This window comes from Nocardia blacklockiae (assembly GCF_015477355.1).
Taxonomy (GTDB): Bacteria; Actinomycetota; Actinomycetes; order Mycobacteriales; family Mycobacteriaceae; genus Nocardia; species Nocardia blacklockiae.
Genome location: NZ_JADLRJ010000012.1, coordinates 102,965 through 120,989, shown reverse-complemented (window position 1 = coordinate 120,989; position 18,025 = coordinate 102,965). Strand labels below are relative to the sequence as shown.

Below are 18,025 nucleotides of genomic sequence, written 5' to 3'. Positions count from 1 at the left end.
CCCCGATCTGCACCTACGCTGGGTGCCATGACGAATCCGAGTGACCCGTGGGCGCAGCGGCCGGATTCGCCCGACGCGCCGACCGAGAAACTGGGCTCGTCGGGCCGGGCGGAGGAGCCGACGTTGCACACGTCGGAGTACTCGGAGGCGTACGGCCAGGGCCCGGACCCGACGGTGCCCTATCCGACGCCGGATCAGCAGACCGCGCCCTATCAGCACGCCGAGCCGTATTCGTACTTCGATCAGCAGCCCGGCCCCAACCCGACGCGGGAGATCCCGCCCTACGACAGTGCCTGGGGCGCTTACGAACCCGGGCCGGGCTACGGCCAGCAGTGGGCCGGGGGCCCGCCGCCGCCCAACGCGCCCACCGAACAGCTCGGCCCGACCGGGCTGCCGGTGGAACCGCCGCGCCGCAAACGCACCGGCCTGTGGATCGGGCTGACGGCCGCGATCTTCGTGCTGGTCGTGCTCGGCGGCATCGCCGCGGGCGCGCTGCTGGCGGGCAACGACTCGTCGTCCTCGACCAGTGCCGCGGGCACCACCACGCGCCCGCTGCCGACCCGCCAGCCGGTGGTGCCGCCGAGCGGTTCCGCCGGTCCGCAGCAGAGCATTCCGTCGCTGCCCGGCCTCGGCGACATCGACAACATCGGCGCCACCATGGGCGCGATCAGCACCAACGACGGCGCCACCCTGACCATCGAATCGCTGCTCGGTTCGCTGGTCACCGTGCACACCGACGACAAGACCCAGGTCATCGCGGCGGGCGCGGGCAAGGTCGCCGACCTGCACCCCGGCGACATGGTGGTGGTGCAGGGTGACAAGGCCCCCGACGGCACGATCCAGGCCAAGATCATCATCAGTACCTCGCTCACGCCGCCCCGCTGAACAGAGCCGACACCCCTGCCGGAAACCCGCCGGTGGTCACCGGTATCGGCCAACACGCAATCCGCACCCACCGTGCCGGGCGCGTGGGATCTAGACTCGGTAGCGATGACGGCAGCAATCTGGTTCGGACTCGCGGCGATCGCACTGGTGGGTGCGATCGTGCTGCTGTATTTCGACCGCATCCAGCGACAGCGGACCGGTCATGTGCGGCAGGTCTGGGCAAAATCCCAGGGTTACACCTATGTCTCGGTCGAACCGTCGCTGGCGTCCAACTGGCGCCGCGGTGCGATGGCCAAACTCGGCTACCTGTCCGCGGTGGACGTGGTCTCCGGCAACCGCAAGGGCGAGAAATTCGTGCTGTTCGATCTGGAGGACGCGGCCACGCTGGTCGCGGTGCGCCGCCAGATCGGCTCCGATATCGACATCGACCTGCGATTGAAGACGGCCGCCCCGCCCAAGGACCACGACCTCGAGCTGCTCGGCGCGATCGGCGACCGGGTGGTGTTCGCGACCAACCCGGACATCGCCCGCCACGCCGTCGACCAGCGCATGGTGGCCTTCATCGAATCCCTCTCGGATTCGGTGCAGCAGCTGTGGAGCGAGGGCAACTGGACCCTCGGCATGCTCTCGGTCGGCACGTCGTCGCGGGAGTGGGAGGCCGCGATCGACGCCGTGCTGCGGCTCTCGGGCCTGCTGCACGTGCTGCCGCCGGTGGCCGGCGGCGACAACCGCCGCGAACCCGAGCTACGCGAGTCCGATCCGCACGACCCGGGCCGTCCTCGCCCGCGTGGCCCGGAGGCCGAGGACGAGAACGCGGGCGGAGTCGCCGACGACCGGGCCTACGGCAAGGACCGCTACGACTCCCGGGACCTCGACGAGGACCGGCACTTCCGCGACGACCGCGACTTCGTCGACGACCGCCCGGCCGACCGGACCTCCGACGAGGACGCGCGCTTCGCCGAGAACCGGCGCTACGAGTACGCCGCGGGCGACTCCGATTTCGCCCCGCTGCTCGGCGACATCGCCGGCGAGACCGAACCGGAGCCGCCGCGCCGCCCGCAGCTGGCCGTGGTGCCCGATCCGCGCAACCGCGTCCGCCGCGACTGGCCGCCCGCCGAGGAACTGCCGGACGAGGACGAGAGTGATTCTCCCGCAGCCGATTTCGACGAGGAGTTCGTCGAGGAAGAGTGGCGCGAGCGCCGCACCCGCGACGACTCGGCCGAACGACCCGGCGGCCCGTTCCATCCCGGATTCCGTCCGTATCAGGGGCCCGCACCCCGATGACGGGTGCGGGATGATGGCTGCATGACCGACTCCTCTGCTGCCGCGCGCCTGCCCGGCGCCACCCGTCCCGTCGCCGTGGTCACCGGTCCCACCTCCGGTATCGGGCAGGGCTTCGCCGAGCGCCTGGCCGCCCTGGGCTACGACCTGGTGCTGGTGGCCCGCGACGAGCAGCGTCTCGCCGCGCTGGCCGACGAGTTACGCCGCCGCTTCGACACGCGCTCGGAGGTCCTGCGCGCCGATCTGGCCGTGGCCGCCGACCGCGACCGGGTGGCCGAGCGCGTCGCCGAGGGCGTCGAATTCCTGGTCAACAACGCGGGTTTCGGGCTGAACGGCGAATTCTGGACGGTCGATCCCGCGCGGTTGCAGGCGCAGCTGGACGTCAACGTCGGCTCGGTGGTCCGGTTGACCCGCGCGGCCCTGCCGTCGATGATCGCCGCGGCGAAGGGCTCGGTGGTGAACGTGGCCAGCGTCGCGGGGCTGGTGCGAGGCCGCGGCTCGACCTATTCGGCCTCCAAGGCCTACGTCATATCCTTCAGCGAAGGACTGGCCGGCGGCCTCACCGGCACCGGGGTCCGGGTGCAGGCCCTGTGTCCCGGTTTCGTGCGCACCGAGTTCCATCAGCGGGCCGGCATAGAAATGTCGTCGCTGCCGAAACCGATGTGGCTGAGTGTGGATCAGGTCGTGGCGGCTTCGCTGCGCGACCTGGCGAAGGACCGGGTGATCAGCGTGCCCGGTGTGCAGTACAAAGCGCTGACGGCGGTCGCCGGACTGATCCCGCGGTCCGTGCAGGTCCGCCTCAACCGAGGCATGTTCAACGCACGCGGAAGGACGTAAACGACGATGATCGAGTCCACCACGGACCGAGACAGATTGGCGGAGCTCGTACGCGAGCTCGCCGTCGTGCACGGCAAAGTCATCCTGTCGTCCGGGAAGGAGGCCGACTACTACGTCGACCTGCGCCGGGCGACGCTGCAGCACCAGTCGGCGCCGCTGATCGGCAAGCTACTGCGGGAACTGGTCTCGGACTGGGACTTCGACGCCGTCGGCGGCCTGACCATGGGCGCCGACCCGGTGGCACTGGCGATGCTGCACGCGCCGGGTCGCCCGCTGGACGCCTTCGTGGTCCGCAAGGCCGCCAAGACGCACGGCATGCAGCGCCAGATCGAGGGGCCGGAGGTGACCGGCAAGCGGGTGCTGGTCGTCGAGGACACCACCACCACGGGCAACTCGCCGCTCACCGCGGTGCGCGCGCTGCGCGACGCCGGGGCGACGGTGGTCGGCGTGGCCACCGTCGTCGATCGCGAGACCGGCGCCGACCAGGTGATCGCCGCCGAGGGGCTGGAGTACCGCTCGATTCTCGGTTTGAAGGATCTGGCGCTCGGGTGACCTCCCGCGCTGGGCTAACCTGAACTCTGGTTTGTGTGTCCGACGGGGGTGAAGGGTCGAGTGAGTCGCCTGTGGTGAGCATTGCAGTCAACAAGGGTCGCGAGAACGTCGCGATGCTCGGCATCGGCGCCTACCGGCCGCGGCGCATCGTCAGCAACGCCGAGGTGTGCGAGGTCCTCGACTCCACCCCCGAGTGGATCTTCGAGCGCACCGGTATCCGCAACCGGCGCTGGATCTCCGGCGACGAGACGCTGCAGTCGATGGCCGCGGCCGCGGGCGAGCGCGCCGTCGTCAACAGCGGCGTGGACCGGTCGAGGATCGGCGCCCTGATCCTCGCCACCTCGAGCTGGCTGAAGCTGACCCCGCACGGCGCGCCCGCGGTCGCCCACGACCTGGGCATGAACGGGATCCCGGCGTTCGACCTGACCTCCGGCTGCGGCGGCTTCGGGTACGGCGTCGGGGTCGCCGCCGACCTGATCCGGGCGGGCTCGGCGGAGTACGTGCTGGTGATCGGCGCGGAGACGATGACCGTGGGCCTGGATCCCACCGACCGCGGCACCGCGATGATCTTCGGCGACGGCGCGGGCGCGGTCGTCATCGGGCCCAGCGAGGAGAACGGCATCTCGCCGACGGTGTGGGGCAGCGACGGCGAGAACGCCGGCGCGATCGCGCAGGACGTCGACTTCCTCGAGTTCATGAACAAGGCGCAGGCGCTGCAGGGCACCGACCCGGCGGTCGAGCCGGTGGGCCGGATGTCGCTGCGGATGGAGGGCCCGCGGGTGTTCCGCTGGGCCGCCGTCACGCTGCCGCGGGCGCTGTCCACCGCGCTGGAGGTTTCCGGCGTGGCCAAGGAGGACATCGAGGTCTTCGTCCCGCACCAGGCGAACGCGCGCATCAACGAGTTGATGAAGAAGAATCTCGGTCTGGCCGAAGACATTCCGATGGCGAACGACATCGAGAACACCGGCAACACCTCGGCCGCCTCGATCCCGCTGGCCATCGAGGAGATGCTGGTGACCGGCAAGGCCAAGGGCGGCCAGCTGGCCCTGGTCCTCGGTTTCGGTGCGGGGCTCAGCTACGCGGGTCAGGTGGTCACGCTGCCGCCGAAGCCGCTCGAGCCGAGCTTCTGAGTATGCGAATGCCGTTCGGCCGCTTGCCGTCCCGATCGGTGCGGTGACATGGGCCGTCCCTTCCGGGCGGCCTATGTCGCCGCTGCCGCTGCCACGGTGTTCGGCGCGCTCACCGGTCGCGACCGATGGCAGTGGGCCGCAAAGCCGTTGCTGATGCCGCTGCTGGCCGCCGATGTGCTCCACGGCGGCGAGGCGGCCGCGGGGGAGCGCCGGGTGCTGCTCGGTGCGCTGGGTGCGGCGACGGTGGGCGACGTGCTGCTCATCGATCCCGACGACGATCGCCGATTGGTCGCGGGCGCTTCGGCTTTCGCGGTGATGCAGACCGGGTACGCGGCGCTGTGGTGGCGTGCGGGCGCGCGGCCGCGCCCGGCGGTGGTGGTGCCGCGCGTGGCGGCTTGGCTGGGCGCGGGTCTGCTGCTGCGGGCGAAGGCCCCGAAGCTGGCCGTACCCTTGTCGGCGTACGGTGCCACCCTGGGAACCGCCGCGGTGCTGGCCTCCGACCCGGCCTTGGCTCCCGGCGCGAAAAACGTTGCGGGCCTGAACCTTCCATCCCGCGACCCACGCAGTCGCCTGGGCGTGGCCGCCCTCCTGTTCACCGCCTCCGACGGTCTCATCGTCCTCCGCCGCCTCTTCGCACGCACTCCCCGCTCCCGCCGCCTCACCGAGGCCGTAATCCTCACCACCTACGCCACCGCCCAATACTTCCTCGCCGACCCCAGGGCCCATGTGAACTGACCCTGCCTCGCCTTTGTCGTCCGGCACTCGGGCCTCTTGCCCTCGTCATCCCGGCATGCTCTTGGCCGGGATCCACACCGCCAGAGCTGGATTCCGGCCAAGAGCATGCCGGAATGACGGGGGCTTGCCTACAGGCACAGGATGATGTGGTCGCGGTCGGCCGGGTCTACGCGGATGGGGATGGTCCCACCCACCCGGATTCTCGGCTCGTCTATCGGCGCGACGTCGTAAAGCACTGTGCCACGGTAGGTTTCGGAGCCGGGGACGTTGAGTTCGAGGTTCAGCTCGGTGAGTTCGGTGTGGTGGTCGGTGCGCCGCACCGGGTGCACGCCCTCGATGACGGCCCAGCCCTCCAGCCCGTGGCGCAGCAGCCGCCGGTCGGCGCGCGAGGGCTGCTGCGCGAACAGCATCCCGAGCCCGATCCCCGACCCGAACACCCCCACCAGCGCCACGATCTGGAACGGCACGGTCCCCGGCGGCGTGTGGTGCACCACCCACCCCAGCCAGACCCCCAGCACCACCAGGTACCCGGCCGTCACGCCGAGCACGGTACGAAGCATGCGCGCGTGGTCCATGACCACCTCCACCAGCACGAACAGACCTCCAGGATAGGTCCGCCGCGCCCGCCGCACGCGTAAACCGGGCAGGTCAGCCGCGCAGGCGCAGGACGGCGAGGACGCGGCGGTGGTGGGTGTCGGAGGGCGGGAGGTCGAGTTTGAGGAAGATGTTGCCGATGTGCTTCTCGACGGCGCGTTCGGTGACCGTGAGGGTTCGGGCGATGCCCGCGTTGGTGAGACCCTGGGCCATCAGTTCCAGGACCTCGCGTTCGCGCGGGGTGAGGCGGGCCAGCGAATCCTGTTGGCGCGCAGCGCCCATCAACTGGCTCACCACCTCCGGATCCAGGGCGGTGCCGCCCGTCGCGACCCGCTGCAACGCGTCGACGAACTCGCGCACGTCCGCCACCCGATCCTTGAGCAGGTACCCCACGCCGCTCGCGCCGCCGGCGAGAAGTTCCGTGGCATAACGGGTTTCGACCCACTGCGAGAACACCAACACCCCGACGCCGGGGAATTTGCGGCGCAGTTCGATGGCGGCGAGCAGTCCCTCGTCGGTGAACGACGGCGGCATCCGCACGTCCACCACCGCCACGTCGGGCCGATGCTCGGCCACCACCTCGCTCAGCCGCAGCGCGTCGCCGACCATGGCGACCACCTGGTGGCCGCGCTCGGCGAGCAGCCCGGCCAGGCCGTCGCGCAGGATGGCGCTGTCCTCGGCGATCACGACGCGCAGCGCGGCGGCCTCGGTCATCGCGGTCCCTCGACGGGCAGGGTGACCGTGACGACGGTGGGCCCGCCCGCCGGGCTGTCCACCGTCAGCGTGCCGTCGACGGCCCGGGCCCGCGCGGCCAGCCCGGCGAGACCGCCGCTCACCGCGGTGTCCCCGTCCGGCGCCACCGGCTGCCGCACGCCGCCGTGCCCGTCGTCGCGGACGCCGACGGCGATGTTGTGCGCGCCGAACGGCAGCACCGACACCCACGCGCGCGTGGCGCCGGCGTGTTTCACCACGTTGGTCAGCAGTTCGGCGACGGTGAAGTAGGCGATCGCCTCGATCGCCGGATTGGGGCGCTGCGGCAGCTCCACCCGCAACTCGACCGGCACCGCGCAGCGGGCCGTCAACGTCTCCAGTGCCGGTTCCAAGCCCAGCTCGAGCGCGGGCGGATGGATGCCGCGCACCAGTTCCCGCAGTTCGGCCAAGGCCTCCTTGGAGCTCGCGTGCGCGTCGGCGATCAGGTCGCCGGGGTCGCCGCCGGCGGCGAGGCGTTCCTCCGCGCGGCCCAGCGCCATGGCGATGGTGACGAGCCGGGCCTGGGTGCCGTCGTGCAGATCGCGTTCCAGCCGGCGCAGCGTCGCGGCCGAATCCTGCACCGCGACCCGGCGGCTCTCCTGCAATTCCACCAGGCGGCGGTCGCGGGCGGTCGGGGTCAGCAGGGCGAGCGACAGCTGCCGGTGCAGCCAGCACACACCGCGCACCAGCCACGGCAGCGCCAGGCAGCCGAGCACCCCGACCGCGGCCATGGCGAGCACCCGCGGCCAGGTGTCGACGTAGAACGTGCCGAACTGGGCGAGCGAATGATGTTCGCGCCCTTGGTCGTCGACGTTGATCGGGTGGAAGACGACCCACGGGATGGGAGAGATGGCGGTGAACACGGTCATCGCCACGATCGTCAGCACGACGTAGCCGCCGAACAGTCCGAGCACGGCCTCCGCGATCAGGAAGACCAGCGCCCGCCACGAGGTGCGGTCGGTGAAGGCGCTGCGCAGCCAGCCGAGCAGCCCTGGGCGCGGCGTGAACGCGGGCGGCGCGGGCATCGGGGTGTCGAGCAGCGCGGACCCGACGGCGCGATAGACCCGGCCCCAGATCCGCCCGGCCAGCAGCACCAGTGCCAGCAGCGGGATGCCGAGCAGGATGATCGAGCTGTACAGTCCCGCGCCGAAGCCGCCGAACAGCCACATGATGGCGAGGCCGCCGAGCACGAGGGCCACGACGAGGTACGCCAGTTCCTTCCACGTCCGCGCCTCGAAGGGTGCGCGCAGGATCGCGCGGAACACCCGGCCCGCGGTGAGTGGCGGCCGGTCCGGGCGCTCGAGCGCGAGGGTCGGTTCGGCGAAGGTCTCGGTCATGACTCCATGCTGGTCGCGGGCGTGCCGGGATTCGAGGGGGCGACCCACCGAATCCGGGGTGTGGTCAGCCCCACCGTAGGCGGTCGGTCCGTGGGCGGCGCAGGTCCGACCCCATTACGATGGCGCGGTGAGTTACCCGCCCCCGCCGCCGCAGTTCGGTGGCTACGGCTACCCGCCGTACCAGCCGCCCGAGCATCCGCAGGCCACGACGGTGCTGATCCTGGGGATCGTGAGTCTGCTCTGCGGCCTGGTGGGTCCGTTCGCGTGGGTGATGGGCCGCCGCACGCTCACCGAGATCGACAACTCCGGCGGCATGTACGGCGGTCGCACCAACGCGCAGGTCGGGTACGTGCTCGGCATCGTCTCGACGGTGCTGGTGCTGTTCTCGCTGCTGTTGATCGTCGGCTACATCGTGCTGGTCGTCGTGTTCGCGATCGGAGCGTCGTCCACGTGATCGAGAGGCGTGCGGAGCCCGCGGGTTCCGCGGTGAACGAGCTGTCCGAGGAGCCTCCGGACGCCGCGCCGGGCCCGACCGAGTGGGGCGAGCACCCCCGCGGCGTCGGCCCGTGGGCGGAGGAGTTCGGCGGCCCGGCCCCGGACGACCCGCGCCTGGACCCCGAGCTGCTCGCGCAGGGCGACCGCCGCAATGTGGTTGACGCCTACCGCTATTGGACGCGCGAGGCCATCGTCGCCGACATCGATCGCCGCCGCCACCCCTTCCACGTCGCCATCGAGAACTTCGGCCACGACGCCAATATCGGCACGGTGGTCCGCACCGCCAACGCCTTCGCCGCCGCCGCGGTCCACATCGTCGGCCGCCGCCGCTGGAATCGCCGCGGCGCCATGGTCACCGACCGCTACCAGCACATCGTGCACCACCCCGACGTCGCGACCCTCCTGGACTTCGCCGACCGCGAGGAACTGGCCGTCGTAGCCGTCGACAACGTCCCCGGCTCGGTCCCCCTGGAAACCGCCCGCCTCCCCCGCAACTGCCTCCTCCTGTTCGGCCAGGAGGGCCCCGGCGTCACCGACCAGGCCAGACAATCCGCCGTAATGACAGTCTCCATAGCCCAATTCGGCTCCACCCGCAGCATCAACGCCGGCGTAGCCGCCGGCATAGCCATGCACTCCTGGATCCGCCAACACGCCGACCTCACCCGCTCCTGGTAGACCCCTCGAGTACCGTCGTGCTCGATCCTCTCCCGAATCGCTTGCACCCCACGGCCTTTCGGCGGCCGATCGGGCCAGAACACACAACCGCCCAGCACCGCCAGCGGAATGGCGACGGCGACGCACAACCCCACCGCCGTGCTCACGACGCCTCCGCCTCGAACATGCCGTCGCCCCCGACCTCCGCACCCCCACACGACCCGAACCCGCCCGAATCCACTTCGTCCTCATACTCGCGAAGCTCGAGCATCCCGCCTTCGAACACGAAAAGCCTTGTACGCCAATTCATAACGACCTCCGAGCAGAGTCCGACAATGAGGCAGCTCAGGCTCGAAAACTCATGCTGCGGATGACCTGGACGGAGACGAGCCCCCGAGCCTGAGTGCCACCTCGAAAGCTACGAGCGAGATGCCTTGCCTAGCCAGGAACTTGACGGAACTTGTCACCATTCGCTCTACCAGGCCCGTTATCGCCAATCGTGCGGGATCATGGGATAAGTCCGCGACAAGGTTCGTCACAGTGCAGGGGAGTGCAACCATGAGTCTGAAGTTTCTCGGCAGAGGTGGTTCCGGGGTCGGCGAGTGCCCCAGCTTGTTCGTCGGTGAGTCTCACTACGTCGTGCAGGGCTGGGTGACCGAAGATCCGGGGACGGTCGAAATTCCGCACCTTCTCCTCGGGTTCGCCGAGGCGGATACGTTCCTCGGCGCTCGGATGACCGATACCGGTCGAGGTACCTTCACGTTGTCCGGTCGACCGGTCGTCGAACCCGAAGTGCTGGCGCAACTCGAACTTGCCGAAGGAGAAGCGGTGGTCGAGGTGCCCAAACTGGTGAGGAGCTTCTACGGTGTTGCTGCGGCAAGGTGATCCGTATCCGGAGTTGCTTCGGAGCTGTCGACGCGAAGCGTTCCACCTCGAAGTCAGGGATGTGTACGGGGTGGCCGCCGAGTCGGAGCCGTTTCGGCGTTTCCTCGCGGGCGAGGCCGCGGATTACGAATGGTTTCAGCCGTGGCGGTCGCTCGTCGAGGAGACGACCGGGCGTGGGGTGGGCGTTCGTCGGGTGCGGGTGGTAACGGAGCCGCATACCGATTACCAGCGTTGGCTTCTCGAATTGACGGTGCGGAATGTCGAAGCGGGAGAAGACATTCGCTATCTGCCCCGGCATCGGGCTGGAGAGGTGCAGGCCGAGGATTACTGGCTGCTCGACGACGAACGGGTGGCATTCCATGTCCGAGACGACGAGGGACGCGGGCTCGGGGTGGCCGTCACGTCCGATGCGTGGATGGTCGCGCACTGCGTCGATGCGAAACAGCGCCTGTGGAATTCGGCGATCCCGCACGCCGAGTATGCGGCGGCTACTGCCCGACAGTGAGCAACTCGGTTCACGCGGCACGCGAGGCACTCGGCAAACGGCTCCGTGAGATGCGGAAGGATGCGGGGCTCACCGGCCGCCGGCTCGCCTTTCTAGCGGGCTGGCACGAATCCAAGGTGTCGAAGATCGAGACCGGAGATCGCAGTCCCACCGAAGCCGATCTCCGCGCCTACTGCGCCCACACCGGTACGGAGGCGCAGCTTCCGGACCTGGTTGCGACACTGCGCAATATCGAGGCGGCCTACCTGGAATGGCGGCGGACGCTGCACACCGGAACCGGACGCCGCCAGCAGACATCGGTCACTCTGGCCGAACAGACGAAAATCACGCGCATCTTCGAACCGGTGATCATCCCCGGCATCCTGCAGATCACCGAGTACGCCGAGGCGGTCCTGCGTAAAGGAGTCGAGTTCTACCGAATTCCCGACGATGTGGAACAAGGCATCGCCAAACGTCTGGAACGACAACAGTTCTTGTATCGCGGTGATCACCGATTCCACGTCGTGATCGCGGAGCAGGCGCTGGCGACCACAGTGGGCAACGACGCGATCATGGTCGCTCAGCTGGACAGACTCCTGGCAGCGATGGGCTTGCCGCGCCTCCGGCTGGGCATCATCCCCGCCCGCACCGAATTCCCCATGCAACTCACGAACTTCGCCATGTTCGATGATCGAATGGTGTTGGCTGAGGTCGTCACGGCCGAGCTGAGGATCACTCAACCGCGCGAAATCGCCTTGTACAGCAAAATGTTCGCCCAACTCGCCGAGCGTGCGCACTACGGCGCGGCAGCCCGCGAGCTGATCATGGCCGAATTGAACAGTCGTCGATGATGTACGTCGGCTATGAAGGTAGGGGTATGCCGTGGAGTTTCGGCCTCACTGGGATTGACGAACTCGGCCCGGGGAAGTGGCTGCGTGCGGAAGGCTCCCAGGAACGGTGACTGTGTGGTGGGGGTTTCGGGTAAGGTCACCGCGCTGGTTTGTCTGGTGTGCTTTCGGGCCACCGTTTCGCAAGGATTTCTATGAAACGCTCGATTTCGGCGGTGCTCGGCATCGCTGCTCTCTTCGTGCTCGGTATGGCCGCGGGGCCTGTGAGTGCCGACCCGGTTGCGGACAGGTCTCGTGCTGTCGGTACCGAGGACGGGTGGGAGGTGAGGATCAGTAAGACCGGGGAAGATGTGTATCGGGTGCCCAATCTTGCCGCTACGCCGTTCACTCGCGAAGGGTTCGTCAGTTTGTCGGCCACGGCGGAGATCGGGGGTGAGGGGCGGGCGGCGGTGAATTCGGGGACGATGCAGCTGGGGTATCAGATCGGGTGCCAGGCCGACGTGTCGTCCGGTGTGACGGTCGGGTTGTCCGCGGCTATCGGGCCCAATGCCATGGTGACCGTGATTCCCGCGCCGGGTGTGTCGGTCGGGGCGAGTGCGCTGGCGCTGCCGAACATGTCGACGACCGTCAAGCCGGGGTCCGTCACGACCATCACGCTCGGGACGAAAGCGCTGGCGGGGCCGCATGCTTCGATTTCCGTCGATCAGGTGCAGATAAAGATCGATGCCTGCGCGGGCGCGGTGAGCCTGCGTTCGTTCGCGATGGTGTCGATATCGACGGATACGGCCGACAATTCGGTCGCGGCCTACGGGGACCCGATATGGCTGTGAACCCGAAATCACCCTGGCGGTGGGCCGTGCCGGGTGCGGCCGCGTGGCTGATAGCCGCGGCGGCCGGAGCCGCGGCCGAACCGGTGATGCCGCCCGCGGCCTGCGCCGAAACGCATAGTGCGCTAACAGCTTCCGAGTGCGGCGGCGGCAACCCGGAACGCAAATCCGCGCCCGCGCCCGCACCGCAACTGCCCCTGCAGATGCTCGCGCCCCCGCCCGCCCGCTCGGCGCCCAGCACCAACACACCCGCCGGTGCACTCGTCCCGCCCGCGCCGGGCCCCGCCCGGGACCACCCCATCGTCGCCGTGCCTTAGCGGCAGCGCACGGATTTCGAGACACGGGACGGTCGCGGCAAGAGTCACATATCACGCAGCGCCGCAGCGGTTTTCGAGTCCGTGCAGTGCATGATCTGCTCGGGCGTACCCTCGCACAACACCCGCCCCCCGTGCCGCCCCGGGCCCGGTCCGAGATCGATCACCCAGTCGGCGGCACGAATCACATCCAGGTTGTGCTCGATCACCACCAGCGTATTTCCCTTGTCCACCAACCGATTCAGGACGGCGAGCAACGTGTCGATGTCGGAGAGGTGCAGGCCGGTGGTGGGCTCGTCGAGGATGTAGAGGGTGTGCTCGTCGGGGCGGGCGAGTTCCTTGGCGATCTTCAAGCGCTGGCATTCGCCGCCCGAGAGCGTGGTGAGGGACTGGCCGAGGCGTAGGTAGCCGAGGCCGACCTCGTCGAGGTGGCGCAGGGCGCGGGCGATCGACGGCGCGGGCAGGCGGCGGGCGGCCTCGGCGACGGTGAGGTCGTCGACGTCGGCGATGCTCAGCCCGTCGACGGTGTAGCCCAGCACCTCCTCGGTGAACCGGCGGCCGCCGCACGCCTCGCACACCACCTCCTGGCCGTCCATGAAGGCGAGGTCGGTGTAGATCACGCCCGCGCCTTTGCACACCGGGCACGCGCCGGCCGAGTTCGCGCTGAACAGAGCCGCGCTCACCCCGTTGCGCCGCGCGAACACCTTGCGGATCGCGGGCGCGAGCCCGGCGTAGGTGAGCGGGGTCGAGCGCCGGTTGGTGGTGACGGGCCGCTGATCGACCACGGTGGCCGGATGCTGCCGCACCAGCTCCGCGACCAGGCTCGACTTCCCCGACCCGGCCACCCCGGTGAGCGCGGTCAGCACGCCGGTCGGCAGGTCGACCGACACGTTCCGCAGATTGTTGCGGGTGGCGTTCTCGATCCGCAGCTTGCCCGTGGGCACCCGCGGCGTCCGTGCGGCACGCCGGGTCCGCAGCCCGCGACCGGTCGGGGTGTCGGCCACCCGCAGCGCCTCGAAGCCACCCTCGAACACGACCTGCCCGCCGCCGTCCCCCGCACCGGGCCCGATCTCGACGATGTGGTCGGCCAGCCGCAGCACATCGGGGTCGTGCTCGACGACCAGCACCGAATTCCCCTTGTCCCGCAACCGTTTCAGCAACCCCGCCATGGACCGCACGTCGTGCGGGTGCAGCCCGACGGTCGGTTCGTCGAAGACGTACAGCATCTCGACGAGACTGCTGCCGAGGTGCCGCACCGTCTTGATGCGCTGCGATTCCCCGCCGGACAGTGTGGTCGTGGGCCGGGCCAGCGACAGATAGCCCAGCCCGATCGCGTCCAGCGCGGCCAGCTTCTCGTGCAACGCCGCGACCACCGGCGCGACGGCGGGTTCGCTCACCCCGGTCACGAGTCCGGCGAGTTCGCCGATCTCCATCCGGCTCATCTCCACGATGGTGTGACCGAGCACCCGGGCCGAGCGCGCCGCCGAGTTCAGCCGCTCGCCGCCGCAGTCGGGGCACGCTGCCGCGTACGTGAACCGTTCCACCACAGCCTTTTTGTGATCCGACAGCGTGTCGGCGGTGTGCAGGTAGATCCGCTCGAACCGCTCGACGACGCCTTCGTAGTCCCGGGGCGGCCGGGTGCCCAGTGCCGCCGCGTCCGCCCCGCCGTACAGCAGGGCCTTGCGTTGCCGCGGCGTCCAATCACGCAGCGGCACATCGGGATCGAACACCCCGATGTCCGCGTACTGCCGATACCAGTACTGCCCGTTGCCGAAACCCGGCAGCAGGATCGCGCCCTCCGCGAGCGACTTGTCCGGGTCCAGCAGCCGGTCCACCGCGGTGGCCAGGGTCTCGCCCAGCCCCGCGCAGGTCGGGCACATGCCCGCCGGGTCGTTGAACGAGAAGTGGTTCGACTCACCGACATACGGCTCGCTCACCCGCGAGAACAGCAGCCGCAGATAGGTGTACGCGTCGGTGATGGTGCCCACGGTCGACCGGGCGTTGCCGCCCAGCCGCTTCTGATCGATCACCACCACCGGCGACAGCCCCTCGATCAGATCCACCTGCGGCCGGGTCCAGCGCGGCAGCCGATTGCGGACGAACGGCGGGTAGGTCTCGTTGACCTGATACCCGGCCTCGGCGGCGATGGTGTCGAAGACCAGCGACGACTTCCCCGAGCCGGACACCCCCGCGAAGACCACCAGCCGCCCGCGCGGCACATCGATGTCGATGCGCCGGAGATTGTTGGTCCGCGCGCCCCGAATGCGAATCTCAGCCATGCGCCCGACCGTACGAGCAGATGTGGACAGTTTCCGGCCGCAATTGCGACCATGGTGCGGAGATGATCGTGCGGGACACGGAAAGGACCAGGCACATGGCCGACAGCACCCGCCGCCTGCTCGACCTGCTGGCCTACCTGCAAACCGGCCGCCGGTTCAGCGGCGCGGAACTCGCCGAGCGGCTCGGGACCAGCCCGCGCACGGTGCGCCGCGATGTGGAGCGGCTGCGCGCCTACGGCTACCCGGTCGGCACCCAACCGGGGCCGGGCGGGTTCTATCGTCTGTCGGCCGGAAACACCCTGCCGCCCATGGTCTTCGACGACGAGGAGGCGGTGGCGACGGTCGTCGGCCTCGGACTGCTCGCCGCGACCACCGCCGCCGGCGACGCGGGCGCCACCGGCATGGCCGCGGCCGCCGACCGCGCCTTCGGCAAGATCGACCAGTTCCTGCCCAAGCGGCTGCGGGCGCGGGCCGCCGCACTGCGCACCACGGTCGAGGCCGCCGCCCAGTTCGCCCCGCCCGTCGACGCCGACGTCCTGGCCGAACTCGCCACCGCCGCCGCCCGCCACGAATACGTCGCCTTCACTTACACCACCCGCACGGGCGCCACCACCCGCCGCCACGTCGAGCCGTATCGCCAGGTCCACCGGCACCTGCGCTGGTACCTGCTGGCCTGGGACCGGGACCGCGCCGACTGGCGCACCTTCCGCCTCGACCGCATCAGCGAGATCACCTCGGGCGCGGGCAGTTTCACCCCGCGCCCGCTCCCCGCCGAATCCGCCGCCGACTACCTGCGCGGCACGCTCACCACGCCGCGGCACCGGGCCGTGGTCGTCGTCGACGCTCCCGCGGGCCGCGTCGCCGACATCCTGAAATTCCAGGACTCCGACATCGAAACCCTGCCCGGCGACCGCTGCCGTGTCACCACTTGGATCGACTCGTTCGAATGGCTGGTGCTCAACCTCGCCTTCCTGGACGCCGACTTCGTCCTCGAGGAGCCCGCCGAATTCCGGGACCGGTGCCGAGCGCTCGCCGACCGGCTACACCGGGCCGGCGGGCAGCACTCGTTGTGACGGCGGCACAGCTATGGCCCGGCACATCGCGGCCGTGAGTCGATTCCGTAACAAATCGGGCGCGAAACAGCGTGCGGTGCTGGCACCATTGAGCCATGACTCCGCACGGCGACGATGCGTTAGCGCCGCGGTCCCGGCCGCGTCCCACCCGGCGCACGACCAACCCCGCGGCCGAGCCCGACGCCGCGGCCTGGTCCGAGCGGGCCGACAAGGCCGAGGCCGCCATTCTCGCGCGGCATCTGCGCATGCTGTGGCTGGTTCCGGGCACGGAGCTGGGTGTGGTGGGCTGGCCGTCGACGGCCGCCGAGCGCGCCTTCCTCACGTGGAACTACTGGTGGCAGGCGCACCTGATCGACGTCGCCGTCGACGCCGCGAACCGGGCGCAGACGCCGGAGCGCCGGGACCGCATCGCCGCCATCGCCCGCGCCCACCGGATCCGCAACATCACCGGCTGGACCAACAACTACTACGACGACATGGCCTGGCTGGCAATCGCTTTGGAACGCGCCGAGCGCACCCAGGGCATCACCGAGGTACGCCACGGACTCACGGCGCTGCAACAGGAACTGACGGCCGGTGTCCACCCCGAGTACGGCGCCGTCCCGTGGCGCAAGAACTCGGATTTCTACAACGCGCCCGCCAACGGCCCCACCGGCGTCGTACTCGCCCGCCTCGGCGACTTCGAAACGGCCACGCGGATCGCCGAATTCGTGGATGCGCGGCTGCGCGATCCGGAGACCGGACTCATCTTCGACGGCATCCACCTACCCGGCGGCGACCTCGAGCGCCCGATCTTCACCTACTGCCAGGGCGTGGTGCTGGGTCTGGAGACCGAACTGGCCGTCCATTCCGACGAGTCCCTGCACGTCGCGCGCGTGCAGCGGCTGCTCGATGCGGTGGAGGAGCACCTGACCAGCGACGGCGTCGTCACCGGGGGCGGCGGCGGGGACGGCGGCCTGTTCAACGGCATCCTCGTTCGCTACCTCGCGCAGGTGGCGTTGATGCTGCCCGGCGACGGCGCGGAGCCGCGGGCCGCCCGCCGCAAGGCCGCCGCGATCGTCACCGCCTCGGCCCGCGCCGCGTGGGAGCATCGGCTCGATGTCGAGGGGGACCCGCTGTTCGGTCACGATTGGACCGAACCGGCGACGCTGCCCACCGGCACCTCGGGCGCCTCGTACTTCACCAAGGGCGGTTCGGTCGCCGCGTCCGCGACGCCGGAACGGGACCTGTCGGTGCAGCTGTCGGGCTGGTTGCTGATGGAATCGGCCTACCCGGTGACGGCCGCGGGGCTCTAGGCCCGGTCGTCCTCGGCGTTGCGCCCCGAGCGCAGCAGCGACGATTCCCGGTCGAGCGCGCGGTGGATCGCGATGGGTTCGGTGTGCTGCTCCGAGGCGTCGAAATCCTCGACGTCGAAATCCTCGGCGGGACGCGCCATTTCGATCCGATACTGCCGCACGCCGAGCGCGGTCCCGATGACCAGACCCGCGACCAGCGTGCCGATCACGGTCGGCATCAGCCACGACACCTGATCCAGGAAGCCGCCGGCGTAGTAGCCGACCAGCAGCAGCACCGGCGCCCAGATCACCGCGCCGATCGAGCTCGCCACGGTGTAGCGGCGATGGTCCATCCCCGCCGCGCCCGCGACCAGCGGGCACAGCGTGCGCACCCACGGAATCCAGCGGGCCACCAGCACCGCGGCGAAACCGTGCTTGTGCAGCAGATCGCTGACCCGGGACAGGTTGCGGGTGTTGATGTATCGCCCGTTCTTCCGCGCGACCAGATGATGACCGGTGCGATTGCCGACGACATAGCCGACCTGATTACCCGCGATCGCGGCGATCATGGTCGCGACGGCCAGCCCCCACACCTGCGCATGGCCACTGGCGTGGGAGGCCAGCACGATGCCCGCGGTGAGCAGCATCGAGTCGCCCGGCAGGAACAGACCGATGATGAGGGCGCACTCGAGGAACACGAAGACGAGGACAACGGTCCAGACGAGTGCCGGTCCGGCGGACTGCAGCGGATCGAATCCGCCCAGTGCGAGGGGTAGCGGCGTGGTCGGCAA

The 18,025-nt window shown here is 69.7% G+C and carries 20 protein-coding genes; 15 read left to right on the top strand and 5 right to left on the bottom strand.

Features of this window, described 5'->3' with window-relative positions; genetic code table 11:
- Positions 1 to 27 precede the first annotated feature (27 nt).
- From IU476_RS28820 to IU476_RS28795, 6 genes are all read left to right on the top strand, one after another.
- The gene (locus tag IU476_RS28820; protein WP_195105411.1) at positions 28 to 885 is read left to right on the top strand and encodes a DUF5666 domain-containing protein; all 858 of its coding nucleotides are present in this window, start codon (positions 28 to 30) and stop codon (positions 883 to 885) included.
- Positions 886 to 990: 105 nt separating this feature from the next.
- Complete coding sequence (locus IU476_RS28815; protein ID WP_228824482.1) at positions 991 to 2,169, top strand: TtfA family protein; 1,179 nt, start codon at positions 991 to 993, stop codon at positions 2,167 to 2,169.
- Between the two features lie 21 nt (positions 2,170 to 2,190).
- Positions 2,191 to 3,003 (top strand): SDR family NAD(P)-dependent oxidoreductase, encoded by an 813-nt coding sequence (locus tag IU476_RS28810; protein ID WP_195105409.1) that lies wholly within the window; start codon positions 2,191 to 2,193, stop codon positions 3,001 to 3,003.
- 6 nt (positions 3,004 to 3,009) lie between these two features.
- Positions 3,010 to 3,555 (top strand): orotate phosphoribosyltransferase, encoded by a 546-nt coding sequence (gene pyrE, locus IU476_RS28805; protein WP_195105407.1) that lies wholly within the window; start codon positions 3,010 to 3,012, stop codon positions 3,553 to 3,555.
- A 71-nt stretch (positions 3,556 to 3,626) separates the two neighbouring features.
- Entirely contained in the window at positions 3,627 to 4,685 is a 1,059-nt protein-coding gene (locus tag IU476_RS28800) for a beta-ketoacyl-ACP synthase 3 (RefSeq protein ID WP_195105405.1), read from the top strand.
- A gap of 48 nt (positions 4,686 to 4,733) precedes the next feature.
- Positions 4,734 to 5,420, top strand: a complete 687-nt coding sequence (locus IU476_RS28795; RefSeq protein ID WP_195105403.1) for a lysoplasmalogenase — start codon at positions 4,734 to 4,736, stop codon at positions 5,418 to 5,420.
- Between the two features lie 128 nt (positions 5,421 to 5,548).
- Here IU476_RS28795 and IU476_RS28790 read toward each other — a convergent pair whose 3' ends face one another.
- From IU476_RS28790 to IU476_RS28780, 3 genes are all read right to left on the bottom strand, one after another.
- Positions 5,549 to 5,995 carry a DUF3592 domain-containing protein gene (locus tag IU476_RS28790; protein ID WP_195105491.1) on the bottom strand — a complete coding sequence of 149 codons (447 nt, stop codon included), beginning with the start codon at positions 5,993 to 5,995 and terminating at the stop codon, positions 5,549 to 5,551.
- A 73-nt stretch (positions 5,996 to 6,068) separates the two neighbouring features.
- Positions 6,069 to 6,728 (bottom strand): LuxR C-terminal-related transcriptional regulator, encoded by a 660-nt coding sequence (locus tag IU476_RS28785; protein WP_195105401.1) that lies wholly within the window; start codon positions 6,726 to 6,728, stop codon positions 6,069 to 6,071.
- Positions 6,725 to 8,101, bottom strand: a complete 1,377-nt coding sequence (locus IU476_RS28780) for a sensor histidine kinase (protein ID WP_195105398.1) — start codon at positions 8,099 to 8,101, stop codon at positions 6,725 to 6,727. The genes IU476_RS28785 and IU476_RS28780 overlap by 4 nt, the downstream gene beginning before the upstream one ends.
- A gap of 127 nt (positions 8,102 to 8,228) precedes the next feature.
- Between IU476_RS28780 and IU476_RS28775 the strand changes: the two genes are divergently transcribed.
- The 7 genes from IU476_RS28775 (at position 8,229) to IU476_RS28745 (ending at position 12,611) form a co-directional block, all read left to right on the top strand.
- On the top strand, positions 8,229 to 8,555 hold the full coding sequence (locus tag IU476_RS28775) for a DUF4190 domain-containing protein (RefSeq protein ID WP_195105396.1): 327 nt from the start codon (positions 8,229 to 8,231) through the stop codon (positions 8,553 to 8,555).
- Between the two features lie 32 nt (positions 8,556 to 8,587).
- Positions 8,588 to 9,271 carry a TrmH family RNA methyltransferase gene (locus tag IU476_RS28770; RefSeq protein ID WP_195105490.1) on the top strand — a complete coding sequence of 228 codons (684 nt, stop codon included), beginning with the start codon at positions 8,588 to 8,590 and terminating at the stop codon, positions 9,269 to 9,271.
- 537 nt (positions 9,272 to 9,808) lie between these two features.
- Complete coding sequence (locus IU476_RS28765) at positions 9,809 to 10,135, top strand: hypothetical protein (protein ID WP_195105394.1); 327 nt, start codon at positions 9,809 to 9,811, stop codon at positions 10,133 to 10,135.
- On the top strand, positions 10,116 to 10,640 hold the full coding sequence (locus IU476_RS28760) for a DUF6879 family protein (protein ID WP_195105392.1): 525 nt from the start codon (positions 10,116 to 10,118) through the stop codon (positions 10,638 to 10,640). Before IU476_RS28765 ends, IU476_RS28760 begins: the two co-directional genes overlap by 20 nt.
- Positions 10,637 to 11,470, top strand: coding sequence for a helix-turn-helix domain-containing protein (locus IU476_RS28755; RefSeq protein WP_195105390.1), 834 nt, complete (start codon positions 10,637 to 10,639; stop codon positions 11,468 to 11,470). The genes IU476_RS28760 and IU476_RS28755 overlap by 4 nt, the downstream gene beginning before the upstream one ends.
- A gap of 212 nt (positions 11,471 to 11,682) precedes the next feature.
- On the top strand, positions 11,683 to 12,297 hold the full coding sequence (locus IU476_RS28750; protein ID WP_324194384.1) for an MspA family porin: 615 nt from the start codon (positions 11,683 to 11,685) through the stop codon (positions 12,295 to 12,297).
- Positions 12,288 to 12,611, top strand: a complete 324-nt coding sequence (locus IU476_RS28745) for a hypothetical protein (protein WP_195105388.1) — start codon at positions 12,288 to 12,290, stop codon at positions 12,609 to 12,611. The genes IU476_RS28750 and IU476_RS28745 overlap by 10 nt, the downstream gene beginning before the upstream one ends.
- A 44-nt stretch (positions 12,612 to 12,655) precedes the next feature.
- Here IU476_RS28745 and IU476_RS28740 read toward each other — a convergent pair whose 3' ends face one another.
- On the bottom strand, positions 12,656 to 14,887 hold the full coding sequence (locus IU476_RS28740) for an ATP-binding cassette domain-containing protein (protein ID WP_195105386.1): 2,232 nt from the start codon (positions 14,885 to 14,887) through the stop codon (positions 12,656 to 12,658).
- A 95-nt stretch (positions 14,888 to 14,982) separates the two neighbouring features.
- Here IU476_RS28740 and IU476_RS36885 point away from each other — a divergent pair, with 95 nt between their 5' ends.
- Complete coding sequence (locus tag IU476_RS36885) at positions 14,983 to 15,960, top strand: helix-turn-helix transcriptional regulator (protein WP_267466626.1); 978 nt, start codon at positions 14,983 to 14,985, stop codon at positions 15,958 to 15,960.
- A 245-nt stretch (positions 15,961 to 16,205) separates the two neighbouring features.
- On the top strand, positions 16,206 to 17,255 hold the full coding sequence (locus tag IU476_RS28730) for a glycoside hydrolase family 76 protein (RefSeq protein WP_228824501.1): 1,050 nt from the start codon (positions 16,206 to 16,208) through the stop codon (positions 17,253 to 17,255).
- Here IU476_RS28730 and IU476_RS28725 read toward each other — a convergent pair.
- Complete coding sequence (locus tag IU476_RS28725) at positions 17,252 to 18,025, bottom strand: DedA family protein (protein WP_195105382.1); 774 nt, start codon at positions 18,023 to 18,025, stop codon at positions 17,252 to 17,254. The two genes, IU476_RS28730 and IU476_RS28725, sit on opposite strands and share 4 nt — an antisense overlap.